27 protein-coding genes are annotated in these 26,382 nt (G+C 67.8%); 15 read left to right on the forward strand and 12 right to left on the reverse strand.

The window, feature by feature from the left end; translation table 11 throughout:
- Positions 1 to 47: 47 nt before the first annotated feature.
- A complete protein-coding gene (locus ACQ260_RS13890; RefSeq protein ID WP_432560055.1) occupies positions 48 to 935 on the forward strand; it encodes a fructose bisphosphate aldolase in 888 nt (295 codons plus the stop codon).
- A gap of 170 nt (positions 936 to 1,105) precedes the next feature.
- On the opposite strand, the gene ACQ260_RS13895 is transcribed toward ACQ260_RS13890, so the two are convergent.
- Both ACQ260_RS13895 and ACQ260_RS13900 read right to left on the reverse strand, forming a co-directional pair.
- Entirely contained in the window at positions 1,106 to 2,281 is a 1,176-nt protein-coding gene (locus tag ACQ260_RS13895) for a DNA glycosylase AlkZ-like family protein (protein ID WP_432560056.1), read from the reverse strand.
- Positions 2,282 to 2,308: 27 nt separating this feature from the next.
- Positions 2,309 to 3,121 (reverse strand): helix-turn-helix domain-containing protein, encoded by an 813-nt coding sequence (locus ACQ260_RS13900; protein WP_432560057.1) that lies wholly within the window; start codon positions 3,119 to 3,121, stop codon positions 2,309 to 2,311.
- A gap of 456 nt (positions 3,122 to 3,577) precedes the next feature.
- On the opposite strand from ACQ260_RS13900, the gene ACQ260_RS13905 reads away from it, so the two are divergent.
- Positions 3,578 to 5,083 (forward strand): M28 family metallopeptidase, encoded by a 1,506-nt coding sequence (locus ACQ260_RS13905; RefSeq protein ID WP_432560058.1) that lies wholly within the window; start codon positions 3,578 to 3,580, stop codon positions 5,081 to 5,083.
- Positions 5,084 to 5,257: 174 nt separating this feature from the next.
- On the opposite strand, the gene ppk2 is transcribed toward ACQ260_RS13905, so the two are convergent.
- Genes ppk2 through ACQ260_RS13920 form a run of 3 tightly spaced genes read right to left on the reverse strand, consistent with a single transcriptional unit; the run spans position 5,258 to position 9,305 of the window.
- The gene (gene ppk2, locus ACQ260_RS13910) at positions 5,258 to 6,199 is read right to left on the reverse strand and encodes a polyphosphate kinase 2 (RefSeq protein WP_432560059.1); all 942 of its coding nucleotides are present in this window, start codon (positions 6,197 to 6,199) and stop codon (positions 5,258 to 5,260) included.
- A 48-nt stretch (positions 6,200 to 6,247) separates the two neighbouring features.
- Positions 6,248 to 8,632, reverse strand: a complete 2,385-nt coding sequence (treY, locus tag ACQ260_RS13915; RefSeq protein WP_432560060.1) for a malto-oligosyltrehalose synthase — start codon at positions 8,630 to 8,632, stop codon at positions 6,248 to 6,250.
- Between the two features lie 52 nt (positions 8,633 to 8,684).
- A complete protein-coding gene (locus ACQ260_RS13920) occupies positions 8,685 to 9,305 on the reverse strand; it encodes a hypothetical protein (protein ID WP_432560061.1) in 621 nt (206 codons plus the stop codon).
- An 80-nt stretch (positions 9,306 to 9,385) separates the two neighbouring features.
- Here ACQ260_RS13920 and ACQ260_RS13925 point away from each other — a divergent pair, with 80 nt between their 5' ends.
- Positions 9,386 to 10,681 carry a DUF4921 family protein gene (locus ACQ260_RS13925; RefSeq protein ID WP_432560062.1) on the forward strand — a complete coding sequence of 432 codons (1,296 nt, stop codon included), beginning with the start codon at positions 9,386 to 9,388 and terminating at the stop codon, positions 10,679 to 10,681.
- 251 nt (positions 10,682 to 10,932) lie between these two features.
- Here ACQ260_RS13925 and galE read toward each other — a convergent pair whose 3' ends face one another.
- On the reverse strand, positions 10,933 to 11,943 hold the full coding sequence (gene galE, locus ACQ260_RS13930; protein WP_432560063.1) for a UDP-glucose 4-epimerase GalE: 1,011 nt from the start codon (positions 11,941 to 11,943) through the stop codon (positions 10,933 to 10,935).
- Positions 11,944 to 12,377: 434 nt separating this feature from the next.
- Between galE and rpsJ the strand changes: the two genes are divergently transcribed.
- Genes rpsJ through rpsQ form a run of 11 tightly spaced genes read left to right on the forward strand, consistent with a single transcriptional unit; the run spans position 12,378 to position 17,849 of the window.
- A complete protein-coding gene (gene rpsJ, locus ACQ260_RS13935) occupies positions 12,378 to 12,686 on the forward strand; it encodes a 30S ribosomal protein S10 (protein WP_012923688.1) in 309 nt (102 codons plus the stop codon).
- A 14-nt stretch (positions 12,687 to 12,700) separates the two neighbouring features.
- A complete protein-coding gene (rplC, locus tag ACQ260_RS13940) occupies positions 12,701 to 13,378 on the forward strand; it encodes a 50S ribosomal protein L3 (RefSeq protein ID WP_432560064.1) in 678 nt (225 codons plus the stop codon).
- A complete protein-coding gene (rplD, locus tag ACQ260_RS13945) occupies positions 13,375 to 14,061 on the forward strand; it encodes a 50S ribosomal protein L4 (protein WP_432560065.1) in 687 nt (228 codons plus the stop codon). The genes rplC and rplD overlap by 4 nt, the downstream gene beginning before the upstream one ends.
- Entirely contained in the window at positions 14,058 to 14,369 is a 312-nt protein-coding gene (gene rplW / locus ACQ260_RS13950) for a 50S ribosomal protein L23 (protein ID WP_432560066.1), read from the forward strand. Before rplD ends, rplW begins: the two co-directional genes overlap by 4 nt.
- Positions 14,370 to 14,404: 35 nt before the next feature.
- Complete coding sequence (gene rplB, locus ACQ260_RS13955) at positions 14,405 to 15,241, forward strand: 50S ribosomal protein L2 (protein ID WP_432560067.1); 837 nt, start codon at positions 14,405 to 14,407, stop codon at positions 15,239 to 15,241.
- A gap of 17 nt (positions 15,242 to 15,258) precedes the next feature.
- Positions 15,259 to 15,546, forward strand: a complete 288-nt coding sequence (gene rpsS / locus ACQ260_RS13960; protein WP_432560068.1) for a 30S ribosomal protein S19 — start codon at positions 15,259 to 15,261, stop codon at positions 15,544 to 15,546.
- A gap of 19 nt (positions 15,547 to 15,565) precedes the next feature.
- Positions 15,566 to 16,012, forward strand: coding sequence for a 50S ribosomal protein L22 (rplV, locus tag ACQ260_RS13965; protein ID WP_432560069.1), 447 nt, complete (start codon positions 15,566 to 15,568; stop codon positions 16,010 to 16,012).
- Between the two features lie 2 nt (positions 16,013 to 16,014).
- Positions 16,015 to 16,854: a 30S ribosomal protein S3 gene (gene rpsC, locus ACQ260_RS13970; RefSeq protein ID WP_432560070.1), complete on the forward strand. Its 840-nt coding sequence runs from the start codon at positions 16,015 to 16,017 to the stop codon at positions 16,852 to 16,854.
- Positions 16,855 to 16,856: 2 nt separating this feature from the next.
- Complete coding sequence (rplP, locus tag ACQ260_RS13975) at positions 16,857 to 17,276, forward strand: 50S ribosomal protein L16 (RefSeq protein WP_432560071.1); 420 nt, start codon at positions 16,857 to 16,859, stop codon at positions 17,274 to 17,276.
- Positions 17,276 to 17,545: a 50S ribosomal protein L29 gene (rpmC, locus tag ACQ260_RS13980; protein ID WP_432560072.1), complete on the forward strand. Its 270-nt coding sequence runs from the start codon at positions 17,276 to 17,278 to the stop codon at positions 17,543 to 17,545. The genes rplP and rpmC overlap by 1 nt, the downstream gene beginning before the upstream one ends.
- Before the next feature lies 1 nt (position 17,546).
- A complete protein-coding gene (gene rpsQ, locus ACQ260_RS13985; RefSeq protein ID WP_432560073.1) occupies positions 17,547 to 17,849 on the forward strand; it encodes a 30S ribosomal protein S17 in 303 nt (100 codons plus the stop codon).
- Between the two features lie 216 nt (positions 17,850 to 18,065).
- On the opposite strand, the gene ACQ260_RS13990 is transcribed toward rpsQ, so the two are convergent.
- The 3 genes from ACQ260_RS13990 to ACQ260_RS14000 all read right to left on the reverse strand — a co-directional run bounded on the left by ACQ260_RS13990 (position 18,066) and on the right by ACQ260_RS14000 (position 21,157).
- The gene (locus ACQ260_RS13990) at positions 18,066 to 18,623 is read right to left on the reverse strand and encodes a TM2 domain-containing protein (protein ID WP_432560074.1); all 558 of its coding nucleotides are present in this window, start codon (positions 18,621 to 18,623) and stop codon (positions 18,066 to 18,068) included.
- 285 nt (positions 18,624 to 18,908) lie between these two features.
- Positions 18,909 to 19,835: a prephenate dehydratase gene (gene pheA / locus ACQ260_RS13995; protein WP_432560075.1), complete on the reverse strand. Its 927-nt coding sequence runs from the start codon at positions 19,833 to 19,835 to the stop codon at positions 18,909 to 18,911.
- A 50-nt stretch (positions 19,836 to 19,885) separates the two neighbouring features.
- Complete coding sequence (locus tag ACQ260_RS14000) at positions 19,886 to 21,157, reverse strand: MFS transporter (protein WP_432560076.1); 1,272 nt, start codon at positions 21,155 to 21,157, stop codon at positions 19,886 to 19,888.
- A 317-nt stretch (positions 21,158 to 21,474) separates the two neighbouring features.
- Here ACQ260_RS14000 and ACQ260_RS14005 point away from each other — a divergent pair, with 317 nt between their 5' ends.
- On the forward strand, positions 21,475 to 22,329 hold the full coding sequence (locus ACQ260_RS14005; protein WP_432560077.1) for a DUF559 domain-containing protein: 855 nt from the start codon (positions 21,475 to 21,477) through the stop codon (positions 22,327 to 22,329).
- A 141-nt stretch (positions 22,330 to 22,470) separates the two neighbouring features.
- On the opposite strand, the gene ACQ260_RS14010 is transcribed toward ACQ260_RS14005, so the two are convergent.
- The 3 genes from ACQ260_RS14010 to ACQ260_RS14020 form a co-directional block, all read right to left on the reverse strand.
- A complete protein-coding gene (locus tag ACQ260_RS14010; RefSeq protein WP_432560078.1) occupies positions 22,471 to 23,025 on the reverse strand; it encodes a methylated-DNA--[protein]-cysteine S-methyltransferase in 555 nt (184 codons plus the stop codon).
- Positions 23,022 to 24,605 carry an AlkA N-terminal domain-containing protein gene (locus ACQ260_RS14015; protein ID WP_432560079.1) on the reverse strand — a complete coding sequence of 528 codons (1,584 nt, stop codon included), beginning with the start codon at positions 24,603 to 24,605 and terminating at the stop codon, positions 23,022 to 23,024. The genes ACQ260_RS14010 and ACQ260_RS14015 overlap by 4 nt, the downstream gene beginning before the upstream one ends.
- 173 nt (positions 24,606 to 24,778) lie before the next feature.
- A complete protein-coding gene (locus ACQ260_RS14020; RefSeq protein ID WP_432560080.1) occupies positions 24,779 to 26,365 on the reverse strand; it encodes a bifunctional phosphatase PAP2/diacylglycerol kinase family protein in 1,587 nt (528 codons plus the stop codon).
- Between the last annotated feature and the right edge of the window lie 17 nt (positions 26,366 to 26,382).

Consider the following 26,382-nt stretch of genomic DNA (forward strand, 5'->3'; position numbering starts at 1 on the left):
TTGGCTAGCCTCGGAGGTGAACGTGCACTTCAATGGAGGAGGCTGGCATGAACAACGAACAAGCGCAGCGGATGACCAACGACCAGGGCTTCATCGCGGCACTGGACCAGAGCGGCGGCAGCACGCCGAAGGCGCTCCGCCTCTATGGGGTTGAGGAGAGTGAATATTCCGGGGAGAAGGAGATGTTCGACCTCATCCACGAGATGCGGACCCGGATCATCACCAGCCCCTCTTTCACTGGTGACAAGATCCTCGCGGCGATCCTGTTCGAGCAGACGATGGACCGTTCGATCGAGAACGTCGAGACCGCGACCTATCTGTGGGAACAGAAGCGCGTTGTCCCGATCCTCAAGGTCGACAAGGGCCTCGCCGACGAGACCGACGGCATGCAGTTGATGAAGCCTATGCCCCAGCTCGAGGAGCTCCTCGACCGGGCCGTGGCGAAGGGGATCTTCGGCACCAAGATGCGCTCGGTAATCTCGGCCGCTTCGCAGTCGGGGATCAAGGCCAACGTCGCCCAGCAGTTCGAGGTCGGCTCGGTCATTCTCGACAAGGGCTTGGTGCCGATCATCGAGCCCGAGGTCAACATCAAGGCCGAGGACAAGGTCCAGATCGAGAACCTCCTCCTCGAGGAGCTGGCCGACCACCTCGACAGGGTGCCCACCGATCGTCAGGTGATGCTCAAGCTCACGATCCCGACCCAGGCGAACCTCTATGCGCCGCTGATCGCCCATCCGCGCGTGATGCGTGTGGTGGCGCTCTCGGGTGGGTACAGCCGCGACGAGTCCAACCAGCTCCTCTCCGAGAACAAGGGCCTCATCGCGAGCTTCTCGCGGGCCCTCACCGAGGGGCTGAGCGCACAGCAGAACGACCAGGAGTTCGACGCGGTCCTCGCGGAGTCGATCGACTCGATCTATCAGGCGTCGATCACCTGATCCGTCCCGGCGGGCGCGCCGGCCGCTCGCGCCCCAGCGGCGCTTGTCTCTGGCGCGCCTGTCTCAGCGGCGCTTGTCTCTGGCGCGCCTGTCTCCAGCGGCGCGTGTCTCAGGCGCGCCTGTCTCCAGCGGCGCGTGTCTCAGGCGCGCTTGCCTCAGCCGCGCTTGCCTCAGGCGTGCCGGGTGACCCGGACCTCGCCGAGCTCGATCGGCAGCGCCCGCGTGACGGTTTCCGCCGCGGCGCGCACCTCGGCGATCCGGGGCCGCCGCGTGCGGGGGAACCAGAAGGCGGTCAGGCTCCGCGTACGACCCGAGCCCTCCAATCGCCAATAGCCCGTGATCCGTCCGTCCACCAACAGCGGCGGTCGGATCAGGCCGTTCGCGGACTGGAACAGGATCCGGTGGTGCTCCGGGTCGATGAATCGGGTCCGGCCCGCCGGATCGTAGGCGCACAGCAGGCTGTCGAACTCCGGCAGCAGCACGACTCCGGGCAGGTCGCGTCCGCTGGCGGGCGGGTGCACGAGATCGTGGTACGCCCGCCCGTCCGGCCCCGTGCGCGACGTCAACTCCGCGCCGAGCGATTCCACGGCCGTGCCGACCTGCCGCAGCCCGAGGCCGGCCCACCACGCGATGTCCTGCGTGCTCGACGGACCGTGGCAGCGGAGATGGCTGCGGACCGCGGAGCGGATCGCGCCCTCGGGATCGGCGAGCACGGCCGATCGGTCGCCGAGCAGGGCTGACGCGGCGCGGTACCCCGGCGCCCCCTGTCCCTCCCAGCCACCCTTCAACGGTCGGCGGATCAGACCACCGTGACCGAACGCCAAGTACTTCCCCACGTGCCCCAACGTCGCCTCACTCGCGTCGGCCGACTCGTGCTCGGTGAGCCAGCCGAACATGAACGCGCGCAGGTCCGCGACGGTCCGCCATTCCTCGGCCGCGTACCGCTCCAATCCCGCCCACAGGTCCTCCGGCGACGAGCGCTCGAAGGGCAGCCACTGCCGCCAGCGGGACCCGATGCCCGAACGGGTCAGGGAATCCAGGACCGGGTGCGCCTCGGCGGTGCTCGTGTGGACGGTCCCGCGGATGCTGCTCCCGCGGACGATGGCGAGCGACTCGTACGCCGCCGTGATCGCTGCGTGGTCCACGACCCCCTCGGGGTCGCGGGCGCAAATGGCCACGAACGGTGCCCTTGCGGCTTGGGCCTGAATCGGGCCCATCAGGTGGACGAGGGCGTGAACGAGATCCTCGCTGGTGGCCCGCACGCCGCTCGCCGCGGGGAACTGCCGCGCCAGGGCTCGTGCGGCCAGCTCTTCCCACGTGATCATCTCGCCGTCTGCCGGACTCACCAATCCTCGCTCTCTCCCGGACCCGCCTCACTCGCCAACCGTCGGTCTCTCCCGGATCCGCCACACCCGCCAATCGTCGCACTCCCGGATGCGTCCGACTCGCCAATCGATCGTAGGCCTCCACCTGGGCGCACCGGCAGCCTCGTCCGGTATCTCGGGCGGGGTCCATTTCGGCGGATCGCTCCAGTGGGGTGGTCGCTCCTCGCCCCGGACCTCGCACCCACATGCGCAGCCGGGCACGCAGTGGTCGGCAACGAAACACGGGTCCTGGCACTCACACTCGGGATCGGGCCGCACGGACTGCCGAGCTCGCCACCTCGCGAGCCAGCGACGTTGGTGGGCGCCTCGTTGCCACTCCATTGCCCACACGAACTCGTCAACTTCCGCCTGGTGCGGGTGGTCATGGGGGACGAACCCTTGTGCCTTCCGCCGGTGCCAGTCACGCTCCCCGCGGCCCGGCACCCACCAGTGCCGGCCGGGGTGACCGCCGGACGGGGGCGCATGGTTGTGAGACATCTGCACGTCCAAGTGCGCGGGACAGCGTCGGCCCTGCCGGTCCCGCACGGCGTGCGGGCTCATCGACGCCGGGAGGTCGTTCTTGTCGTCCATCACCTCCAGATCCCACTCGGCCAGCGCCAGCAGGCGCCGGAACGTCGAGATCGACGGTTCGATCTCCCCGGTCTCCCACCGGGCGACGGTCGCCTGGGACACGCTCATCCGCAGCGCGAGCTCGCGTTGGCTCAGGTCGCGGACCCTGCGTACCTTCCGGATATATCCCGGCACGTCGAACGGAGTGTTCGGATGCATGATCGGGTGCTGGTTGCGGGGGATCTCGTCCATGAGTCAACGCTCGCAGGTGCCTCTGACATTCTTGGTCGTCGCTTGCCTGCAGCTCGACAGCCACTTGATGCCAGTCGGTTTTGGCAGTCGGTGGCTGCACGCCGGCGCCGCCGGCCGGATCGTTCGGCGCCGGCTTCTCGCGGGGTTCTGGAGGTGGGTGCCAAGGCGTACGGATCTGATCCAGATTCCGGATCAGATCGCAAGCGCTCGAACACTTCCCCCGAGGGACAGGAAGGGGGTACGCCGGGCGCGACGACCAGCGCTGACCCGGGCGATTTGTCGGCCGGTGAGGACCTGGTGATGCCCGCACGGCTGATCACGGCGTGGGTGGTTCAGGAAAAGCGCCTCTAGCCAAGGCGGATTGGCGCGCTCTAATCTGCACGCGGCAGGCATCGGCTTGTCGACTTTGTTTTCAGGGCACATCGTGCCCCGCCCTATCAGTCAAGGAGGACTGGTATGCGTTCCAAGCCACTCGCGGTAGTCGCCGCCAGCGCTGCCGCAGGGTTGGTGCTGACTTCGCTTACGGCCGGTCACGCCGTTGCGGCGCCCAACCCGAACAACTCTCAGAAGATGCGCCAAGCGGTCACCACCGAAGCGATCTTCACCCACCTGCAGGCATTCCAAGGCATCGCGGACGCCAACGGCGGCAACCGCGCAGCGGGCAGACCTGGTTATGAGGCGTCCGCTGACTACGTGGAAAAGACGCTGCGGGCCGCTGGCTACAGCCCCACGCGGCAGTACTTCGACTTCACCTATGTCGGTCCCGCCACCCTCGAACGCGTGACGCCGAATCCGGCCACGCTCGAGACCTTCACCTTCACGGGGTCGGGCAGCGGTGACGTCAAGGCAGCGGTCACGGCCGTGGATCTCAACCTCGAAGGTGACCGGAGCAGCACGTCCGGGTGTGAAGCGAGCGACTTCGTCGGCTTCCCGAGTGGCGACATCGCGCTCATCCAGCGCGGCACCTGCCCGTTCTCCGACAAGGCACAGAACGCTGAAGCGGCTGGAGCGAGCGCGGTCATCGTGTTCAACGACGGCGCGGGGCCCGATCGCATGGGTGTGGTCGCCGGCACGCTCGGTGACAATTCCGGCGTCACCATCCCGGTGGTGGGTGCCTCGTTCGATGACGGCGTGTCACTTGCGAGCGGCGCGACTGCCCGTGTCATGACCCCCGAGCCGGAAACCCGCACCACCTTCAACATCCTCGCCGAGACCAAGAGTGGTCGAGCGGACAACGTCGTCATGCTCGGCGCGCATCTGGACGGCGCGGAAGAAGGTCCCGGCATCAACGACAACGCCACCGGTTCGGCAGCGATCCTCGAGACTGCGGTCCAGCTGGCGAAGGTGAACAAGCTCAACAACAAGGTCCGCTTCGCCTGGTGGGGCGCGGAGGAACTCGGGCTGCTCGGCTCCAACTATTACGTCAACGATCTGGTCGAGAACGATCCCGCTGAGCTTCGCGAGATCGCGACCTACCTGAACTTCGACATGGTCGGTTCGCCGAATTACATCATCGGGGTCTATGACGCCGACGAGTCGACCTATCCGGCGCCCGTCGCGGTCCCGCCGGGCTCGGCGCAGACCGAGGACGTCTTCACGGGATACTTCGACAGCGTCAACCAGCCCTGGATCGACACCGAGTTCTCGGGGCGGTCCGACTATGCGGCGTTCATCGAGAACGGTGTCCCCTCGTCCGGCCTCTTCACCGGTGCCGACGGCAACAAGACGGCCGAGGAGGTCGCGCTGTTCGGTGGGACCGAGGGGATCATGTACGACCCGAACTACCACACCGCCCGCGACACCATCGCCAACGTGAACCGGGAAGCGGTCGACATCATGAGTGACGCGATCGCCCATGCGACGATCACGTTGGCCCAGGACACCTCGTCCATCAACGGCAAGCGCAGCGCCGGCAAGTCCGGCAAGGTGCATCCCAAGAAGGAGCTCAAGCCCGCCGCCTGATGTCGTGTGGACCGTTTCGGTCAAACGGCATTCGGATCACCCGATCAGGCCCGCCCATCGTCGTCGACGGTGGGCGGGCCTGCGGCGTTCAGCGCGCTCTGCGCCTGTGCGGTTCCGGCGTGCAGGTTTCGGCGTTCGGCGGGCCAGCGTTCAGCGGCCCGCAGATCAGTGGACTCAGTGCGATTCGCGGGCGGACTTTCGGTGGACGGTGAGCTTGTCAGGGCCCACCCCGTCCAGACCCACGCCTGCCTCACCAGCCTCGACCTGCGCGGCGTGGTCGGGCACTTCGTGCTGGAGTTCCTTCTCCATCCGCTGATAGCCCGTCGACGGCGGCCGCTCCGGCAGCTTCAACTCGGGCGTCTCGATCTCCTCCCAGGCGATCGACTCGAGCAGGTGGGAGATCATGTTGACCCGCGCACGCCGCTTGTCCTCCGACTCCACGACGTTCCAGCGCGCCTCCGGGATGTCTGTGTGAACCATCATTTCGTCCTTGGCGCGGGAGTACGCTTCCCAGCGCGTCAGCGACTCCAGGTCGGTGGGGGACAGCTTCCACCGGCGCATCGGGTCGGTGAGCCGCGAGCGGAAGCGGTTCTCCTGTTCCTTGTCGGAGACGGAGAACCAGTACTTGCGGAGGAAGATCCCGTCCTCCACCAGCAGCCGCTCGAAGATGGGGCACTGGTGCAGGAACCGGCGATATTCCTCGGCGGTGCAATAACCCATGACGCGCTCGACGCCGGCGCGGTTGTACCACGACCGGTCGAACAGCACGATCTCTCCGGCAGCGGGGAGGTTCTCGACATAGCGCTGGAAATACCACTGCGTCTTCTGCCGTTCGGTGGGCGTCGGCAGCGCGACGATCGACGCGATGCGCGGGTTGAGATATTCCGTCACCCGCTTGATCGCCCCACCCTTGCCGGCCGCGTCACGCCCCTCGAACACGATGACAACGCGCTGGCCCGTGGCCTTGACCCACTCCTGCAGCTTGACCAACTCACCCTGGAGGCGGAAGAGCTCCGCCTCGTAGAGGTCCTTGTTCATCCGCTTGGCCTTGTGTCCGTTCCCGCTCTTGTTGGAGCTGTTCTTGTCGTTGTGCTTGTCGTCGCCCTTGCCGCCCATTTCTGCAGCGTACCGCCGTCGAGTCGACACCGGCGACAGCAAACGGCGTCAGTCCCGCACGAGCAGCGCCACCGGGAAGTGCTGGAACAGGTCCGCCGGTCGCGCGGGCCCGTTGTGTTCGACCCCGGTGAGCACGTCCCGCCAGACCCCGTCGAGCGGCAATTGGGTGTCGCCCCACCCGGCATGGTCGGTGGAGAGCGTGTAGGGGAACCGCGTCACCGCCGTGATCGCCCCACCTCGGTCGAACGCCAGCAGATGGTGGCCGGCCGTGCCGGTGGCGAGCACCGGGGCGTACGAACCGAACAACTCCGGTCGCTCCCGCCGCAGCCGCAACGCCTGCCGGACCACCCAGAACTTCGCGGCGCCGGTCTCGTCCACCCACGGCGGCTCGGTCATGCCGAGCAGGCGCCGTCGGGCCTCGAAGTCCACGGGACGCCGGTTGTCGGGGTCGACGAGGGAGTCCTCCCAGAGTTCGGTGCCCTGATAGACATCGGGTACGCCGGGCATGGTCAGCTGCACGAGCTTCTGCCCGAGCGAGTTGGCCCAGCCCGGCTGCTCGATCTGCGTCCACAGCCGCTCGAGTCCGTCGCGGAGGTTCTCGTCGTCGTACGCGAGGTCCACCGCGGCGTGCACGCGGCGCTCGAATGCCTCGGCGGGGTGCGTCCAGGTCGTCCCGTCGGCGGCTTCGCGCATGGCCTTTTCGGCGTACGCATGCAGCCGCTCCCGGTCGATCGGTCCCGCGCCGAGCAGTGTCTGCCCGAGGAGGTTCGCGAACGAGCGATTCGGGATGCCGGACGACTCGATGAAGGTCTCCAACCACGGGGTCGCCAGGTCGCCGAGTTCCGCGAGCACCGCCAGCCGCGCCCGGACATCCTCGCCGCGCTTGGTGTCGTGCGTCGACAGGGCGGTCATCGAATCGGGCAGTCGCTCCTGGCGGCGGGCCATGGCGGTGTGGAAGTCCTTGAGATACATGCCGAAGCCCGCCGGGTTGCCGCCCACCTCGTTGAGGGCGATGAAGCGGTTCGCGCGATAGTACGCCGTGTCCTCCACACCCTTGGCCATAACGGCACCGGAGTACTGCTGGAAGCGCCGCGCGATCTCCTGATCCGGGTCCGCCAGCAGCGCCACGAGCGCGTCCATGGTCGCGCGGGTGAAGGGCTGGTTGCCGTCGCTTGCCCCGGGCTGGCCCCCGTCCCTTGCCCCAGGCTGGCCGTTGCTGGTCCCGGGCTCGCCGTCGCTTGCCCCGGGCTCGCCGTCCCGCAGCGCAGCGTCCGCCGCGGCTCGGAGATGGTCGACCCCGTCCGGCACATAGGACCGATAGACCTCGAAGTGGGCCGTGAGCGCAACGAGCGCCTCGCGTACCTCCACCGCCGGCAATCCCGGCACCAACGCCACGAGGCGATCCAACTCTGCCGGGAGCAGGAGCGTGCCCGCTTGGGTCTTGCCGAGCAGAATGTGGTCGGCGAGATCCAGCTGGTCGCCGACCACGTCGCGCTGGAATCGGGTGAACGTCTCCTCGGCCGCGGGGTCGACGAAGACCTGGTTGGCCTCGGTCATGGCGTCATAGCCGGACGTGCCGTGGATCGGCCAGTTCGCGGGGAGCTGTTCGCCGTGTTCGAGGATCTTCTCCGCGATGAGCCACTTGCCGGGGGCGACGTGGGCGAGCCACTCGAAGTACCCCTTCGGATCCACCAGGCCATCCGGATGATCCACGCGCAGCGCGTCGACGTCGCCCTCGGCGATCATCTGCAGGATCCGGGCGTGGGTGGCGTCGCGGACCTGCGGATCCTCCTGGCGCACGCCGGCCAGGGTCGTGACCGCGAAGAAGCGTCGGTAGTTCAGCTCGGTCGCGCCGGTCTCCCAGTGTGCGAGACGGTAGTGCTGCCGTGCGTGGACGTCGGCGACGGAGTCCCCTTCGGCGTACGTCCCCTCCGCCACAGGGAACCGGTGTTCGTGGTAGCGCAGCTCGTGGGTCGTCCCGTGCGCACCCGTTGACGTCTCGAGCGTCACGGCATCGAGCCCGTCGTCGCCGAGGACGGGGACGAGGATCGGTGCGCGGTTCCAGTCGATATCGAACCAGGAGGCGTACGCGGAATCCCTGCCCTGTGCGAGCACGCTCCACCAGGCCGGATTCTCGGCGGGGACCGAGATCCCCAAGTGGTTGGGCACGATGTCGAGCACGATCTTCAGGCCCTTGGCACGTGCCGCGTCGACGAGCGCGCGCCACCCTTCCTCGCCGCCGCGGGCAGGGTCAATGGTGGTGGGATCGACGGTGTCATAGCCGTGATCGGAGCCGGTGGTGGCGGTGAGGACGGGGGAGAGGTACACCGCATCGACCCCGAGCTCGACCAGATAGTCGGTCAGCTCGGCTGCGTCCTGCAGGGTGAGGGAGGGCCGGATCTGGAGTCGATAGGTCGAGGTGGGTGCGATCACAACCCCACCCTATGCGTCGTCTCCCGTCCCGGCCGGACCGTCCTGCGAAGCGTCAGCGGCGCCCCGGCCCCGCGAACAGCCGGGACACGGCGACGGCGTCATCGAACAACTCCGACAGCGTGCCCAGTGCCTCGAGGTGGGCTCGGGTGATGTTCGGCGCCGCATCGAGCAGTGCCGTGCAGGTCTCGGTGCCTGCGTCGGGGAATTCCTCGTGGAGTTGGTCCAGCACGCGGTCGCGCACGATCGGGGGGTTCAGGGAAGTGAGTCCGTCATCGAGCTCGTATGCCGCGCGCGACCACGCGGCGCCGTCCCAGCCGTAGATGAAGCCCACCCACGGCATGTCCCCGCGCAGCGCTTGGTCGCGGACCACACCGGCCCACCAGTCCGGTGCGCCGGCGAGGAGGTCGGTGGCGGGTTCCTCGAAATACTCGGCGGCCTCGGCGAAGTATGTCTCCGAGTACTCATGATCGTGCCCGATCAGCACCGCCCGCCCGTCGGCGAAGCGGAACAGCTTGCACCAGTTGCCGCCGCCGTCGTGAAACCAGAAGTCCCCGCCGAGCGCGTTGCAGTCGTCCTCGCCCCAGCCGCGCAGGGTGTTCAGCGCAGCCGCCACGGCCCACGGGGCGGCCATGGTGTCGGGGGAGGGCATCTCGACCGGTACCAATTCGTTCATGACCCCAGCCTCTCAGCTCGAGGTGCGAGGATGGGCGGGTGTGGGCGACGCAGCTTCCTGAGGCAAGTTATCTGACGCGAATGGCGGACGGGACGGTCAAGCAGATCAACCCGTTCACCGGCTCGGACGTGTGGACGGTGCCTGGTCGGGGCAACCGGCCGCTGGGGATCGTGCGCCCGGACCGTCGGCCACTGGCCCCCGGCCAGCACGCCGTGCACTGCGCGTTCTGCTCCGAGCGCTATCTCGAGACCCCGCCGGAGAAGGCGCGGGTCGTGCGGGCGGGCGAACGCTGGCGTACGCTCCGTCGGCTCGGTGCCGAGGAACTCTTCACCACGACCGCGGAGTTCCGGCGCATTCCGAACCTGTTCGAGATCTTGTCGTTCGACTATTGGCATGAGAACTACGGATACGAGATCCCCGACGACATCCGCCGCCGCCAAGCTGCCTATCTCGCCACCGACGCGGGCCTGGAGCATGTGTGTGCGGTCGTGAAGCAGCGTCTCACCGCGGCGGGGGTCAGCGAGATCGAGTGGGATCGCATGTCGACGACCGACAAGTTGGAGCGCGCGACGGGCTTCTTCGGGGGTACGCACGACGTCATCGTCGCCCGTCGCCACTTCGTCGACGGCGCCACACACGACGACCAATTGGCGTCCTCGGGGACGCTGACGCCGGAGGAGCACCACGCGTACATCGCGTTCACCGTCGAGTCCATGCGCTCCCTCTATGAAGCAAACCGTTATGCCCGTTATGTCGCGGTCTTCCAGAACTGGCTCAAACCCGCGGGGGCGTCGTTCGATCACCTGCACAAGCAGTTGGTGGCGATCGACGAACGCGGGGTGCAGATCGAGCTCGAGCTGTCGCGGCTGCGGGTGAACCACAACCTCTTCAACGAGGCTGCGGTGAACTACGCGGCGTACCAGAACCTGATCGTCGCCGAAAACGAGCACGCGGTCGCGTTCGCGGGATTCGGGCACCGTTATCCGACCCTCGAGATCTATTCCAAGTCCGCCGCGGCCGAGCCGTGGCTGCACAGCGCTGACGAGCTGCGGGGCATGTCGAACCTCATCCACGCCTGTCACGCCGCGACTGGCGTGGACGTGCCTAGCAATGAGGAGTGGCACCACAAGCCGCTCGATGTGGACATGCCGATGCCGTGGCGGGTCATGTTGAAGTGGCGGGTGTCGACGCTCGCCGGGTTCGAGGGCGGCACGAAGATCTATCTCAACACGATCGACCCGTGGATGCTGCGTGATCGAGTCGTGCCCAAGCTCTTCAAGCTGCGCGGCGAGGGCCTGATCGCCGCTGACACTCGGATCGCCACCGAGTGCGAATGCCGGCCGAACTGCCTGCGATACAACCCGCTCCTGCGCTGAGCGCCCGTCCGGGGCGCCTTGCCGGGATGGGGTCGGAGTAATTGCGATCTGATCCGGAATCTGGATCAGATCCGTACTGCCGGAGGAGGGGTCGGAGCAATTGCGATCTGATCCGGAATCTGGATCAGATCCGTACTGCCGGAGGAGGGGTCGGAGCAATTGCGATCTGATACAGAATCTGGATCAGATCCGTACCGCTCGACACGTACCCCCGAAACCTCGCGGCGACGGGACCCGCCGGCGGAAACGGCTCAATAGCCCAACCGCTGCGGGCGTACTTCCTGCCACGCGAGCGCATCCCGAATCCCCTCGGCCAACGTGTGTTCCGCACGCCAGCCGATGAGGCGCTCTGCGTTGTCCGCCGACGCATAGACGCCCGCCACGTCGCCGGGTCGCGCCGGACCCTCGCGCACGTCGAGCGTCCGGCCCGTCGCCTCCTCATAGGCGCGCACCAGGTCCCGGACGGTGGAGGGCTTTCCGGTGCCGATGTTGATGGGCACGTAGTTCTGCTCCGCGCACACCCCGTCGATCTTCTCCAGCGCCGCGACGTGCGCGAGCGCGAGATCCCACACGTGGATGTAGTCGCGCAATCCCGAGCCGTCCGGCGTCGGCCAGTCACAACCGGTGATCGTGAACGTTTCGCCGTTCAGGTCGGCGTTCATGATCCGGCCGAGCACGTGGCTCGGATCGGCGATCTGCTGACCGGTGCGGAGCTTGGGATCGGCGCCGAGCGGGTTGAAATAGCGCAGCGGGAGCACTGACAGGGCGCCCGTCGCGGCGACGTCCTCCAGCACCCACTCCATCATCGCCTTCGTCCGCGCATAGGGACTCCCGGGACCGAGCGGCGAGGCCTCGGTGACGAGGAACTGCTCCGCGCCGGTCCCTTCGGTGACGACCGGTGCATAGACCGAGGCCGAGGACGAGAACACGATCCGCCGCACGCCGTGGCGCACCATCGCGTCCGCGAGTTCGATGCTCTTGGCGACGTTGTTCCGGTAGTAACCGAGCGGATCCGCCACCGACTCCGGCACGATGATCGACGCCGCGCAGTGCACGACCGCGTCGATGTCACCGCCCCCCAGCACCCGGTCCAGCACCGCGGGGTCACCCACGTCGCCCTGGACGAACTCGCGGCCCTCGGCGTACTCACGTCGACCCGTCGACAGATCATCCAGCACCACGACCTCATGACCGGCGTCCAGGCAGGCGGAGCCGATGGTGGCGCCGATATATCCCGCGCCGCCCGTGATGAGCACCTTCATTGGAACGTCCCTTTCGTGGCAGGAGGGCGTGGGCCGCAAGGCCGCTCGCAGTCGCCCTGTTCTGTGGTCAGATCCTTGCAGGTACGCTGTCCCCGTCCTCAATCGGCTTCCCATTTTCCTCGCCACGCCCGACCGCGGGGGCCGAAATTTGGCAGCGCCCCACCGTTGTGTCTAAGATTGACGGGTTGCCTCGACGGGGTCGCTGGGGCGTGCTGTGGGTGAGATCGGCAAAGGCCGGTTCGTTCCCTGGTCGCCGAACCTGAGACCTCGCCACGCCAGGCGGGCAGCGCCGGGCACTCCACCTGCAGGTCCAAATTTCTGCAGAGGTGCGCTCAAAAGGTGCGACACGCCCGACCGCGTGGGTCGGAGGTCCGGCACGGCCGGGACTCATCGGGGCAGCGGACGGACCAATAGGGACGAGAGAAGGACGAACTGTGGCGGGACAAAAGATCCGCATCAGGCTCAAGGCCTATGACCATGAGGTCATCGACTCCTCCGCGCGCAAGATCGTCGACACGGTCACGCGGACGGGTGCGAAGGTCGCCGGCCCGGTGCCGCTGCCGACTGAGAAGAACGTGTTCTGCGTGATCCGTTCTCCGCACAAATACAAGGACAGCCGCGAGCATTTCGAAATGCGCACCCACAAGCGGCTCATCGACATCATTGATCCCACCCCGAAGACGGTCGACTCGCTCATGCGTCTCGACCTGCCGGCGGGCGTGGACATCGAGATCAAGCTCTGAGGGAGGTGGCACAGATGAGCTCCACGAAGACCAACACCAACGAACGGACCGTGAAGGGCATCCTGGGCACCAAGCTCGGCATGACCCAACTCTGGGACGAGAACAACCGCGTCGTTCCGGTCACCGTGATCAAGGCCGGCCCCTGCGTCGTGACCCAGGTCCGGACCCCCGAGGTCGACGGCTACAACGCTGTCCAGCTCGGCTTCGGCGCGATCAAGGCCAAGAAGGTCACCAAGCCGTCGGCCGGCCACTTCGACAAGGCCGGGGTCACCCCCCGTCGCCACCTCGTCGAGCTGCGCACCGCTGACGCATCGGAATACACGCTCGGCCAGGAACTCGGCGCCGACGTGTTCGAGGCCGGACAGGTCGTCGACGTGACCGGCGTCAGCCGTGGCAAGGGCACCGCGGGTGTCATGAAGCGCCACGGCTTCGCGGGTCTGCGCGCCTCCCACGGTGTGCACCGCAAGCACCGCGCCCCCGGCTCGATCGGTGGCTGCGCCACCCCGGGTCGCGTGTTCAAGGGCCTGGCCATGGCCGGTCGCATGGGCGTGGACAAGGTCACGGTGCAGAACCTGACCGTGCACGCCGTCGACGCCGAGCGTGGCCTGATCCTGGTCAAGGGCGCGATCCCCGGCCCGAAGCACGGGCTCGTGGTCGTGCGCACCGCTGCCAAGAAGGGTGAGAAGGCATGAGCAACCTGACTGTCGACGTGGTCGACGCCAAGGGCAACAAGGCCGGCAGCGCTGAGCTGCCCGCCGAGCTGTTCGGTGTCGAGCCCAACATTCCCCTGATCCATCAGGTTGTCGTGGCCCAGCTGGCCGCGGCCCGTCAGGGCACCCACGCCACCAAGACCCGCGGTGACGTCCGCGGCGGTGGCGCGAAGCCGTGGCGTCAGAAGGGCACCGGCCGCGCCCGCCAGGGTTCGCGCCGTGCTCCCCAGTGGACCGGCGGTGGCGTCGTCCACGGCCCGCAGCCGCGGGACTATTCCCAGCGCACCCCCAAGAAGATGATCGCGGCCGCTCTGCGTGGCGCGCTCTCCGACCGGGCTGCCGATGGGCGGGTCCGCGTGCTGACCGGTCTGGTCGACGGCGACGTGCCGTCCACGAAGCAGGCCCTCGCCGCATTGGCCAACGTGACCGAGACCGCCAAGGTCCTGGTCGCGCTGCACCGCGATGAGGATCTGGCGTGGCTGAGCCTGCGCAACGCGCTCAACGTGCACGCGCTCAACGTGGACCAGCTGAACGCCTATGACGTGCTGGTCGCCGACGAGATCGTGTTCACCAGCGCCGCGCTCGACGCTTTCGTGAACAAGGGCAAGTCGGCCGCGACCGAGACCGCCGAGGCGAACGAGAACGTTGAGGAGGAGTCCAAGTGAGCGACGCCCTGAAGATCCGCGACCACCGCGACATCCTGCTCGCGCCGGTCGTCTCTGAGAAGTCCTACGGGCTGCTGGACCAGAACAAATACACGTTCCTGGTCGCCAAGGACGCGAACAAGACCGAGATCAAGATCGCCGTGGAGAAGGTCTTCGATGTCAAGGTCACCAATGTCAACACCGTGAACCGGGTCGGCAAGACCCGCCGCACGCGCGCGGGCCTGGGCAAGCGCCCCGACACCAAGCGCGCGATCGTCACGGTTGCCGACGGACAGCGCATCGACATCTTCGGCAGCGCGGGCGCCTGAGGCGCTGGCTGACCTTCGAAAGAGGAAGAGAACCCATGGGAGTCCGTAAGTACAAGCCGACAACTCCGGGCCGTCGCGGCTCGTCTGTTGCCGACTTCGTCGAGCTGACCCGCTCGACCCCGGAGAAGTCGCTGCTGGTCCCCAAGACCAAGACCGGTGGCCGCAACAACTCGGGCCGCATCACCACCCGTCACATCGGTGGTGGCCACAAGCAGGCCTATCGCCTCATCGACTTCAAGCGCTATGACAAGGACGGCGTGCCGGCCAAGGTCGCTCATATCGAGTACGACCCCAACCGCACCGCCCGCATCGCGCTCCTGCATTACGCCGATGGTGAGAAGCGCTACATCATTGCGCCGCACAACCTGAAGCAGGGCATGACCGTCGAGGCCGGCGAGGGCGCTGACATCAAGCCGGGCAACAACCTGGCCCTGCGCAACATTCCGGTCGGCACCACGGTGCACGCCGTCGAGCTCCGCCCCGGTGGCGGCGCGAAGATGGGCCGTTCGGCCGGTGCGTCGATCCAGCTCGTCGCCCGCGAGGGCAAGATGGCCACCCTGCGCATGCCCTCGGGCGAAATGCGCATGGTCGACGTTCGCTGCCGCGCCACCATCGGCGAGGTCGGCAACTCGGAGCAGGCCAACATCAACTGGGGCAAGGCGGGCCGCAACCGCTGGAAGGGCAAGCGCCCGACCGTCCGCGGTGTCGTCATGAACCCGGTCGACCACCCGCACGGTGGTGGCGAGGGCAAGACCTCCGGTGGCCGTCACCCGGTGTCGCCGTGGGGCAAGCCCGAGGGTCGCACCCGTGACAAGAACAAGGCGAGCAACCGTCTGATCGTCCGTCGCCGCAAGACCGGCAAGAAGCGCTGATCGGGAACTGAGGAAATATGCCACGCAGCCTTAAGAAGGGTCCTTTCGTCGACGACCACCTGCTCAAGAAGGTGGAGGTCCAGGCGGAGAAGGGCACCAAGAACTCTGTGATCAAGACCTGGTCGCGCCGTTCGATGATCATCCCCGACATGATCGGGCTGACCATCGCCGTGCACGACGGTCGCAAGCACGTGCCGGTCTTCATCACCGACGCCATGGTGGGTCACAAGCTGGGCGAGTTCGCGCCCACGCGCACCTTCCGTGGTCACGTGAAGGATGACCGCAAGTCCAAGCGCGGACGCTGAGAATAGGAACGAGAATCTGATGAGCACTCAAGAGAAGGCCCGGCCCAGCCGCCGTGCCGCCCTGCTCGGGGATCGTCCTGGCTCGTACGCCATCGCCCGGCACGTGCGGATGTCGCCGACCAAGGTCCGTCGCGTCGTCGACGTCGTGCGTGGGCTCGACGTCAACGAGGCCCTGGACATCCTGAAGTTTGCCCCGCAGGCCGCCTCCGAGCCGGTCTACAAGGTTGTTGCGTCCGCTGCCGCGAACGCGCAGCAGACCGAGAACCTGCGCGCCGACGCCCTGTTCATTTCGCAGGTCTTCGTCGACGAGGGCATGACCATGCGCCGCATCCGTCCGCGGGCCAAGGGCTCCGCGTCGCGGATCATGAAGCGCTCCAGCCACATCACCGTGGTCGTGGAGCCGCAGGAGGCCCGCGAGGCCGCGCGCACCAAGAAGAAGAACACGAAGACCGAGAAGGAGGCCTGAGCATGGGGCAGAAGATCAATCCCAACGGCTTCCGTCTGGGCATCACGACTGACCACAAGACGCGGTGGTACGCCGACAAGCAGTACTCCGACTTCGTCGGCGAGGACATCAAGATTCGCGACTTCCTGACCTCCAACCTGGAGCGCGCGGGGATTTCGTCGGTCGAGATCGAGCGTCGTTCGGAGCGGGTGACCATCTACTTGTACGCCGCCCGCCCGGGCATCGTCATCGGTCGCAACGGCGCCGAGGCGGAGCGCGTCCGCGGGGAGCTCGAGAAGCTCACCGGCAAGCAGGTGCAGCTGAACATCCTCGAGGTCAAGAACCCCGAGATCGATGCCCAGCTCGTCGCCCAGGGCGTGGCCGAGCAGCTCGGTCAGCGTGTCGCCTTCCGTCGCGCGATGCGCAAGGCGCAGCAGTCCGCGATGCGGGCCGGCGCCAAGGGCATCCGGATCAAGTGCTCCGGCCGTCTCGGCGGTGCGGAAATGTCGCGTGCGGAGTTCTATCGTGAGGGCCGCGTGCCCCTGCACACCCTCCGTGCCGACATCGACTACGGCTTCTTCGAGGCCCGCACGACCTTCGGCCGCATCGGCGTGAAGGTCTGGATCTATAAGGGTGACGTCTCCGGCACCCGCGCCGAGCGCGCTGCCCAGAAGGCTGCCCGCCAGAACGCCCCCAGCGGGCGCGGTGGCCGTCCGGGCCGTGGCGGTCGTCCGGGCCGTGGGGATCGTCCCGAGCGCGGCGGTCGTCGTCGCGGCGGTGACGCCCCGCGTCAGGAGGCCACCGACAGCGCAGCACAGGCCCCGGCCGAGGCTGCGTCCGCAACCGAGACCGCAGGAGCCTGATCATGCTGGTACCTCGTCGCGTCAAGTTCCGCAAGCAGCACCACCCCAAGCGCTCCGGCGCCGCCAAGGGTGGCACTGAGATTGCGTTCGGTGATTACGGCATCCAGGCTCTCGAGCCGGCGTACGTCACCAACCGACAGATCGAGTCCGCTCGAATCGCGATGACTCGTCACATCAAGCGTGGCGGCAAGGTGTGGATCAACATCTATCCCGACCGTCCGCTGACCAAGAAGCCGGCCGAAACCCGCATGGGTTCCGGCAAGGGTTCCCCCGAGTGGTGGGTGGCCAACATCAAGCCCGGCCGCGTCATGTTCGAGCTGGCCGGCGTCCCGGAGGACGTCGCCCGCGAGGCCATGCGTCTGGCGATCCACAAGTTGCCCATGAAGGCGCGCTTCATCAAGCGTGAAGGTGGTGATATCTGATGGCGAAGCAGACTGTTTCGACTGCCACAGAGCTCCGCGGCCTCAGCCGCGATGCCCTGAACGCCAAGGTGACCGAGCTGAAGGAAGAGCTCTTCACCCTGCGATTCCAGGCCGCCACCGGTCAGCTGGAGTCCAACGGCCGCCTGCGCAATGTCCGCAAGGACATCGCACGGATCTACACCGTGCTGCAGGAGCGCAACCTCGGCATCGTGCCCGAGCCCGAGGTGACCGCCGAGCCCGAGAAGTCCGACAGCAAGAAGAAGGCCTGACATGAGTGAGACCACCGAGAACGTCGGGGCCCCCGAGCAGACGGAGGGCCAGGAGCGGTCGGCCCGCAAGGTCCGCACCGGGTACGTCGTCAGCGACAAGATGCAGAAGACCATCGTCGTCGCCGTCGAGGACCGGGTGAAGCACCGCCTCTATGGCAAGGTCATGCGCCGCACCATCCGGCTCAAGGCCCACGACGAGAACAACGATGCCGGCATCGGCGACCGCGTGCGGATCATGGAGACCCGCCCGCTGTCCGCCACCAAGCGCTGGCGCCTCCTCGAGATCGTCGAGAAGGCCAAGTAATCCAAGTAATCCCGCGGAACGGTTCCGTTCGCCGGTATCCCGACGAGGTGCGCGAAGGAACCGTTCCACTCTGCGGAGCGGTGTGGGGCGTACGCCACAGCACGGCTTAGAGTTGAAACATCGGTTCAAGAGACCGATAACCCCCCTCACGAGGGCCGAGAATCCGGGCAATCCCTGGACCGGCCCTCGTGGCAATTCCGGGCGAAGCCGGCGGGGTCAGGGCCGCAGCGGCCGCCCCTGCGCATCGCGAGAATTTCCGGCGAGCATGATGATGCCGTCGATCAGACCCCAGAGGGCGCCGAATCCCAGGGTCACGATGGTGACCACCAACTGGGCGACCCCTATGCCGATGTGCCCGGTGTAGAAGCGGCCCACTCCGGCGCCGCCGAGCAGGATGCCGAGGAGACCGGCGGTGAGCTTGGTCTTGTCGGAGTACGGCAAACCTGTCAGCGGGTCGATCCCGAAGGGCGCGTGCGGATAGCCCTGTTGGACCGGGTAGTAGCCCTGCGGGGCGTAGCCGTGCGGCTGTCCGTATCCCTGTGCCTGTCCGTAATCCTGCCCATAGCCCTGCTGGCCGAAGTCGTGCCCGACGTAACCGGACGGCTCGGAGGGATGCCCGGGGGGCTCGGAGGCGCTGGTGCGCCCATACGGATCCTGGGCCGAATACGGATCACTGGCCGAGTAGGGATTCTGCGCCGAGTAGGGGTCCTGCCCGGACCCATAGGGCTGCCAGGCGGAGCCGCTGGAATCGGAACCGTGCGGTTGGTGGGGCATGGCGGGCCTCCTGGATCGACGCCTGATGGATAATCAATCTACTCCCGCGAGGTCCGGTGTGCCGGGCGGCGACGGGTCGTGGAAGGCGCTCGTTCCGGGGATGGTGTGCGAGCAGTAGCGATCTGATCCATTCTGCGTATCACTTTCGGAGCACTCGGGCCCCTTCCTGGGAACCACCGGCGCCCTGATCCGCTTTCTGGATCAGTTCCGGAGCGCTGATCCGCTGTGCGTATCACTTCCGGAGCGCTCCGGACCCCTTCCCCGGAACGGGCACGCGGAGCGCGCTCAGCGGTGCCGCAGGTCCCGCAACCACTCCTCGGCCGCGCGATAGCTCTCGTCCGAGTGGCCGTTCCCGACTTCGGGGCGGAGTTGGTCGGCGCGGGGGTACGACCCCAGGAACGTCACCTCACGCGACGTGCGCTTGAGGCCCTTCATCGCCCCCGCCAAGCGGTGATCGTTGATGTGGCCCTCGGCGTCGATCGAGAAGCTGTAGTGCCCGCGTACCAACCGCGACGGCCGCGACTCGATCCGCGACAGATTCACCCCACGCGACGCGAACTGCTCCAGCATCCGCAACAGCGCGCCGGCCTCGTCGTCGCGGAGGAAGACGGTGAGGGTGGTCTTGTCGGCGCCGGTGCGCTCCGGCGGCGGCCCCGGCTTCGCCACCAGGATGAACCGAGTCACCGCCTCCTTGTTGTCCGCGATCGCCGTGGCGATTGCTTCGAGCTTGTGCAGCTCCCCGGCGGGCGCCGAGCAGATCGTCGCCTGGAACCGCGAGTTCGGATCGGCGACCTCGGCCGCGCCCGCCGCCGTCGAACCGCCCTCATGGACGGTCGCGTGCGGGAGGTTAGTGTTCACCCAGTCCCGGCACTGCGCGGCGGCGTGCGGGTGCGTGACGATGCGCTTGACGTCCTCGAGCCGGGTGCCCGGCCGCCCACAGAGGTTGAACTCCACCGGGAGCAGGACCTCGCGGGTGATCATCAGCGGTCGACCATAGGTGAGGTTGTCCAACGTCGCGGACACCCCGCCCTCGATGTTGTTCTCGATCGGCACGAGCGCAGCGGCCACATCCTCGTTGCGCACGGCCTCCAGCGCCGCGACCACCGACGGATAGGGCCGCAGGTGGCCGGGCACGTCCGGCACGGTCAGCAGTGCCTCGTGGCAGAAGGTTCCTGCCGGTCCGAGATAGCCGTACGCCGAGGTCTTGCTCACAATCTCTCCTCATCGAGGGGGTACGCCGACACCGCAGGCTATCGCCCAGCTCAGCGCTGGGCGTACACCTTCCGCGCCACGACCACCGCGATCAGCGAGAACAGGCACAGAACCGAGTAGTAGAACCCCGGCACGGTCAGCACGTTCGTCACCCCGACGAGCCAGGACAGGATCAGCGGTGCGAAACCGCCGAAGATGGCGACGCCGAAGGAGTAGGCGATCGTCATCCCCGAACCGCGCACCTCGACGGGGAAGAACTCAGACAGCAGCGCGGGCATCGGCGCGAAATAGAAGCACATGAAGATGCCGACGATGACCTCGCAGATCGTGAGCATCGCGATCGACGGATTGTTGGTCAGCAGCAGGAAGATCGGCCAGCCGGCGATGATGCCGGCGACCGCGGCGGGAATCATGATCGTCGTCGGGCCGACGCGGTCCGCGAGCATGCCCACGAACGGTGATCCGACGAGCGTGATGACGCCGGCGACAACGGCGCCGGGGAAGGCGGCCCAGGGCGCGAGACCGAGATTCTGGACCGCGTACTGCGGCAGGTAGGTGATCAGGTACACCGAGATCGTCGCCATCGCGATGATCGCGAATGCCGTGACGACCCGGCCGAAGTGCCTGCCGAACAGCGTCGCCACCGGGCGCTCGAGCGGCGTGACGGCCTCGAACTCGGGGGTGTCGGACATCTTGGAACGGATGTACCAACCCACCGGACCGATCAGCAGACCGATCGCGAACGCGATCCGCCAGCCCCAGCTGTGCAGGGTCTCCGTCGACATCGTGGAGGTCAGCAGCCACGCGATGCCGGCGGCCATGAACATCGCCACGCCCTGGGTGGCGACCTGCCAGGAGGCATAGAACGCTTTGCCGCGCTTGGCGTTCTCCGTCAGGAACGCCGTCGCGGACCCGAACTCGCCGCCGGCGCTGATGCCCTGGATGACGCGGGCGATGGCCAGGATGACGGCGGCGCCCACCCCGAGGGTGTTCGCCCCCGGGAGCACGACGATGATGAACACACCGAGCGTCATGAGCAGGATCGTGAGGCTGAGGGCGGCCTTGCGGCCGTGGCGGTCGGCATAGTTGCCGATCAGCACGGCGCCCAGGGGGCGCACGACGAATGTGATCGCGAACGTCGCCCAGGTCATGAGCGTGTTCGCGAGGCCGGTGCCCGGATAGAACACGGCGGTGATCGTGCTGGCCATGAAGCCGAAGAGCACGATGTCGTACCACTCCAGGGCATTGCCCAACGACGCGGCCACGACGGCCTTGCGCGCTCGGGCGCGTTCGGCGGTGGATTCGAGAGTCACAGCGGACATATGGGGGGACCCTTCGTCAGGGGTCGCGTGGGCGCGGCCCATCGGAACCATCTCTACTCCCATCGGGAACGGCAATGTCCACGCGTCCATTCCCTGACCGGGTGGTTGGATTGGCCGAATCGGATAACGGGGCCCGTCCAGCGGTGGTCTGGCGATGGTCTGATGGGTCAAAGCCGCCGGGGTATCCCGCGAAGATACGTCTACAGCCGGGCCGTGTGGATTATCCCCTCCGCCCGGCTGTGGACGGATTTTTCCGGGTATCCACAGGCCATGATCCAGCCTGAACCGATCGGGATGCTTCCTCGCACTGTCCCGGCATGGAAATCCTTCTCGAAGAACACCATGGGGTCGTGAGCACAGCCCAGTTGCTGGCATTGGGGATCGACTCGGAAGAGATCAGGAGGCTGGTGGCCGTCGAGGCGTTGCGACCGCTGCGCCGTGGCTGGTATGCCGGTGCCGACGCCGACCCAACCGTCGAACGCGCCGTCAAGCTCGGCGGCGCCCTCAGCTGCGTCTCGGCGCTTCGCCTGCACGACTTCTGGGCACCGGGGAAATGGCCCAACCGCAACCTGCACATCCGTCGGACCCGGCACTTTCACGGAGTCAAGCTGCCGAAGGACGTCACCGGCTGCCGGGTGCCCGGCCATACCGAGGCGACGGTCAAACGCTCTGTCGATCCGATGGGCACGGCGCTGGCGTGCGCGGTCGGATGTCTGCCTGCCGAAGCGGCCGTGACGCTCATGGATTCGGCGCTGAACAAACAGCTGTACTCGCCCGAAGAGCTCAGGGCCCTGATCCAGCCGCTTCCTTGGCGGGCGAGCCGATTGCTCGAGCGCGTCGATCCCGGCGCGGAGTCGGGGACGGAGTCCTTGGTCAGGCACCGCCTTCTCGTGCTCGGCGTCAAGTTCCGGACACAGGTCCACATCGGCGACGTCGGGCGGGTGGACCTCCTCATCGGGGATCGTCTGGTCATCGAGGTGGACAGCAAGGCCTACCACTCGGATTCCGACGCGTTCCACAACGACCGGCGACGTGACCGGCGACTTGTCGCGATGGGATATCTCGTGATCCGCCTCACCTACGAGGACGTGATGAACAACTGGACCTCGATTGAGCCAGACCTTCTCGCCGTGATCCGGGAGAGGCGCCATCTTTGGCCGCGCCAGCGATGACCTTGAGCAGTGAGCCGGGGAGAAGCGCCAACTTTGCCCGCCAGCGATAGCGTTGAAAGTCGCTTTGCTCCCGAAAGAAACGTCTACGGCTGGGCGGAACGGATAATCCACTTTGCCCAGCTGTAGACGCTTTTTCCGGGATCACTCGGTGGATTCGGAGCCGGATCGCTCGCGTCCCGGTGCAACGGACCGCGAACGCCGATCGCGCGGCGCATCGTCGCCGCGCTCCATGCCCAACAGGCGCCGCTTGACCTCGATCCCGCCGGCATAACCGATCAGCGCGCCGTCCCGGCCCACGAGCCGGTGGCAGGGCACGATGATGGACCATGGGTTCCGTCCGGTCGCGGCGCCCACAGCCCGGGACGCCGTGGGGCGCCCGATCGCCAGTGCGAGCTCGCCGTAGGTCATGGTTTCGCCGTACCCAATCCCGCGCAGCGCCGCCCAGACCTCGGCTTGGAATGCCGTTCCCCGCGGCGCCAGCTCGAGATCGAACTCGGTGCGTGTGCCGGCGAAGTACTCCGACAGCTGGCTCACCACGTTCTCGCCCACGGAGTCGTCCCGTGCACCGAGCATCTCCGGCGCCGGCCAATGCTTCTGCCCCTCGTTGTAGAGCCCCACCAGTCGCCCCTCGGGATCAACCACGACCGTGATCTCGCCGACGGGCGATTCCCAGACACGATGCCGATTCGAACTCACGATGCCTCCTGGTTCCCCGGGCCGCTCCCCGGCAGACGGTTGATGGCGTGTTGGGCGTCGCTGGCCCAGAGGTACTGCACGGCATAAGCCCGCCACGGCCGCCATTGCTCCGCCGCCGAGGGATCGAGCCCGAGGTGCTCGAGCCCCTTCCGCACGCCCAGATCGCTCCCGGGAAACGCGTCCGGGTCACCCAGCCCGCGCAGCGCGATCACCTCGACCGTCCACGGGCCGATGCCGGGCAGCTCAGCGAGCCGGGCCCGGGCCCGGTCGCGATCACAACCGGGGGAGAGGTCCAGCGACCCGTCCGCGAGGTGCTGCGCGAGACCCACGAACGCACGACCGCGGGCCCGGGGCATGGGCAACTCCGCGGGATTCAGGTCCGCAAGCCGTTCAAAACTGGGAAACAGCCGCGACAGTCCGCCCCGCGGATCGACGATCGGGTCGCCCAACTCTGTGACCAGCCGTGCGGTCAGGTTCGCTGCGCGTGCGACGGAGATCTGCTGCCCGAGCACCGCCCGCAGGGCGAACTCGCCGGCGTCCACCGAGCGCGGCACCCGCCGGCCGGGCGCGTCCCGCCATGGGCGTCCGAGCGCCGGATCCGCGCCCAGCACCGCCCCGATCGCCTCGGGATCCGCATCCAGATCGAGCAGCGCACGGCACCGCGCAATCGCCGGCGCGAGGTCGCGGGGGTCCGCGAGCATCAACTCCGCCGCGACACAGCCCGACCGAGGCGTCAACGCAGCGAGGCCCGCGGCCACCGGCAGGCGAAGCGTGGTCCGGTAGGCCCCGTCCCGCCACTCCTCGATCCCCGGAACCGCGGTCGCCGCCAGGTGCCCGAACAGGTTGTCGGCCACGAAGGGGTCGCGGCGGGGGAGCCGGAGGCGCACGACCATGGCTCCCGCGCCAGCCTCCACGGCCGGGGAGCCCGGAGCGAGTCCCGACGCCCCAACCCGTCGACCAGGACCCTCGGCCCCCATCGCCCAACGCTGGGGTCGTGCGCTGGCGCAGCTGGCAGAGGCCTTGACGCTGCGTGCTCTGAGCTCGGTCGGCGTGGTCGCGTACACCTGCGCCACTGCCTCGTTGAACGCCCGGATGGACGAGAACCCCGCGGCGAACGCGACGTCGCCGAGCGGCAGGCCGGTGGACTCGATGAGCAGTCGAGCGGTGTACGCACGCTGCGCCCGCGCCAACGCCGCCGGACCGGCACCCAGCTCGGCGAGCATGAGGCGTTCGAGCTGGCGGGCGGAATACCCCAACCGCCCCGCCAGCCCCGGCACGCCCTCGCGATCGACGACTCCGTCGCGCACCAACCGCATCGCCCTGGCCACCACGTCGCCACGCACATCCCACTCCGGCGACCCCGGACTCGCATCCGGGCGGCAGCGGCGGCAGGCCCGATAGCCGGCGGCCACCGCTGCCGCGGCGCTGGGATAGAACGTCATGTTCGCGTCCTTCGGCGTGACCGCGGGACAGCTCGGGCGGCAATAGATGCCCGTGGTCCGCACGGCGGTGAAGAACACGCCGTCGAAGCGGCTCTCCCGACTGCGCACGGCCCGCAGGCAGGCCTCCCGATCCGGCATCACCCGTCCATCATGACCCTCCCGCGCCCGGAGCACTAGCGGAAATTCGACATGGACGTGAGGGTGAAGCGCGGCTTCGAGACGCCGCTGCGCGGCTCCTCAGCCGGCGTTCGCGCGGCTTCGAGACGCCGCTGCGCGGCTCCTCAGCCGGCGTTCGCGCGGCCAGGCCGCGCTCACCCGACTCGCGCACCCATCACGAGCAGCACCCCCGGCAGGACCTCGGCCTCGAGGACGGAGCATTCACCGCCGGTGTCCCCGTCCACCTGATACGCATCGACGCGGTCGCTCTCGATCCTGACCCGCGTACCCTGCACCAGATCCATCCGATCATCCTCACCCCGCCGGCGCGTGAGGACCTTCGCGGTCAACCGTGCCCAGTCCGCCGCGGTCCGCGGGGACGCGATCATCACGTCGAGGAGCCCGTCCATCGCGCTGGCGCCGGGAATCAACTCGATGTTCCCGGTCACCACGCCGACGTTGCCGATCAGCACCACGGCGGCCTTCCGCCGGAACGGCGGCCCACCGTCGACCCGCACCGTGACCGGCAGCGCCGGATGGTTGGCGTTCTGGGCGGCCGCGAGCACATAGGCGGCCGGTCCGACGGTCCGCTTCAGGTCCGGGTTCGTGTGCTGCATGATCGCCGCGTCAACCCCGATGCCGGCCATGACCCCGAACACGTGGCTCTGCTCGCGATCGGTGCCCGGATCGGCCGTCAGCCGCACGAGGTCGGTCGGTCTCGGTTCCCCGTCGAAGGCGGTGCGGAGGGCGAGGGATTCGTCGAGGGGTACGCCGAGATTGCGCGCCAACAGATTCCCCGTGCCCGCCGGCAGCAGCCCCAGGGGAATCCCGGACCCCGCGAGCCCCTCGCACACCGCGCGGATCGTCCCGTCCCCGCCGGCGGTCAGCACCAGATCGGCCTGCTGCTTCACCGCCAGCGCGGCCATCCGATAGCCGGGGTCGTTCCGGGTCGTCTCCAGCCACAGCGGTGGCTCCCAGCCGCGGTTCCGCAGTTCGTATTCGACATGCCGCCGGAACGTGGTCACGTCCAGCACCTTGGTCGGGTTGAAGATCACCACGCACTGCTTCCCGGTCTGCGTCACGGGCCGCGGCAGCGCGAGCTCCCAGGGGTTGTCGGGCAGCACGTGCACCCGCGCGACGACCAGACAGGTCGCCGCCACGAACGCCCCGAGCAGGACCCCGCCGACCAGATCGCTGAACCAGTGCGCCTGCAGCACCCACCGGCACAGACCGACGACGACCACCGCCGCCGCCCCGAGCCCCCACGCCAGCCACCGCGCGAACCGCGACTGCCGCGTCACCAGCACCGAGGCGATCAGCATGGCCGCGACGACGGTGGCGGTGGTCATGTGCCCGGACGGGTACGCCCACCCATGCCCCGTGACCAGCTCCAACACGGCATCCGGCCGCGGCCGGCGCACGATGGCCTTCACCGCGAGGTGGGACCCCCACCCGAGCGGAATGGCGAGCCAGAGCGCGTACGCCAAATTCCGCAACCGCCGCCGAAACGCCCAGAAACCGACGACGAGCAACGCGAAATACGGCACCCCGGGCCAGGTGAGGATCGCGATCGCGGACCAGATCTCCGCGGCGGCGGAGCTCGGCGCGAACCCCCGGGCGACCGTGCCCCGATCGAAGTCGTCGAAGACCCCGGCCACCACCGACCACGTCCAGGCGACGAACGCCGCCGCCAGCCCCACCGTGGTCCACACGGAGAATCGGCTTGGGCGTGAGGTCGACATGCGCGCAGTCTAGGGTG

Origin of the sequence: Ammonicoccus luteus (genome assembly GCF_050880385.1) — a bacterium.
Classification (GTDB): Bacteria; Actinomycetota; Actinomycetes; order Propionibacteriales; family Propionibacteriaceae; genus Enemella.

What these genes read in the sequence shown, in the direction of transcription:
- ACQ260_RS13890 (WP_432560055.1), top strand. Translation starts at nt 48, where the DNA reads ATGAACAACGAACAAGCGCAGCGGATGACCAACGACCAGGGCTTCATC.
- ACQ260_RS13900 (WP_432560057.1), bottom strand. Translation starts at nt 3,121, where the DNA reads ATGGACGAGATCCCCCGCAACCAGCACCCGATCATGCATCCGAACACT.
- ACQ260_RS13905 (WP_432560058.1), top strand. Translation starts at nt 3,578, where the DNA reads ATGCGTTCCAAGCCACTCGCGGTAGTCGCCGCCAGCGCTGCCGCAGGG.
- ppk2 (WP_432560059.1), bottom strand. Translation starts at nt 6,199, where the DNA reads ATGGGCGGCAAGGGCGACGACAAGCACAACGACAAGAACAGCTCCAAC.
- ACQ260_RS13920 (WP_432560061.1), bottom strand. Translation starts at nt 9,305, where the DNA reads ATGAACGAATTGGTACCGGTCGAGATGCCCTCCCCCGACACCATGGCC.
- ACQ260_RS13925 (WP_432560062.1), top strand. Translation starts at nt 9,386, where the DNA reads ATGGCGGACGGGACGGTCAAGCAGATCAACCCGTTCACCGGCTCGGAC.
- galE (WP_432560063.1), bottom strand. Translation starts at nt 11,943, where the DNA reads ATGAAGGTGCTCATCACGGGCGGCGCGGGATATATCGGCGCCACCATC.
- rplC (WP_432560064.1), top strand. Translation starts at nt 12,701, where the DNA reads ATGAGCTCCACGAAGACCAACACCAACGAACGGACCGTGAAGGGCATC.
- rplD (WP_432560065.1), top strand. Translation starts at nt 13,375, where the DNA reads ATGAGCAACCTGACTGTCGACGTGGTCGACGCCAAGGGCAACAAGGCC.
- rplB (WP_432560067.1), top strand. Translation starts at nt 14,405, where the DNA reads ATGGGAGTCCGTAAGTACAAGCCGACAACTCCGGGCCGTCGCGGCTCG.
- rpsS (WP_432560068.1), top strand. Translation starts at nt 15,259, where the DNA reads ATGCCACGCAGCCTTAAGAAGGGTCCTTTCGTCGACGACCACCTGCTC.
- rplV (WP_432560069.1), top strand. Translation starts at nt 15,566, where the DNA reads ATGAGCACTCAAGAGAAGGCCCGGCCCAGCCGCCGTGCCGCCCTGCTC.
- rpsC (WP_432560070.1), top strand. Translation starts at nt 16,015, where the DNA reads ATGGGGCAGAAGATCAATCCCAACGGCTTCCGTCTGGGCATCACGACT.
- rplP (WP_432560071.1), top strand. Translation starts at nt 16,857, where the DNA reads ATGCTGGTACCTCGTCGCGTCAAGTTCCGCAAGCAGCACCACCCCAAG.
- rpmC (WP_432560072.1), top strand. Translation starts at nt 17,276, where the DNA reads ATGGCGAAGCAGACTGTTTCGACTGCCACAGAGCTCCGCGGCCTCAGC.
- rpsQ (WP_432560073.1), top strand. Translation starts at nt 17,547, where the DNA reads ATGAGTGAGACCACCGAGAACGTCGGGGCCCCCGAGCAGACGGAGGGC.
- ACQ260_RS13990 (WP_432560074.1), bottom strand. Translation starts at nt 18,623, where the DNA reads ATGCCCCACCAACCGCACGGTTCCGATTCCAGCGGCTCCGCCTGGCAG.
- ACQ260_RS14000 (WP_432560076.1), bottom strand. Translation starts at nt 21,157, where the DNA reads ATGTCCGCTGTGACTCTCGAATCCACCGCCGAACGCGCCCGAGCGCGC.
- ACQ260_RS14005 (WP_432560077.1), top strand. Translation starts at nt 21,475, where the DNA reads ATGGAAATCCTTCTCGAAGAACACCATGGGGTCGTGAGCACAGCCCAG.
- ACQ260_RS14015 (WP_432560079.1), bottom strand. Translation starts at nt 24,605, where the DNA reads ATGCCGGATCGGGAGGCCTGCCTGCGGGCCGTGCGCAGTCGGGAGAGC.
- ACQ260_RS14020 (WP_432560080.1), bottom strand. Translation starts at nt 26,365, where the DNA reads ATGTCGACCTCACGCCCAAGCCGATTCTCCGTGTGGACCACGGTGGGG.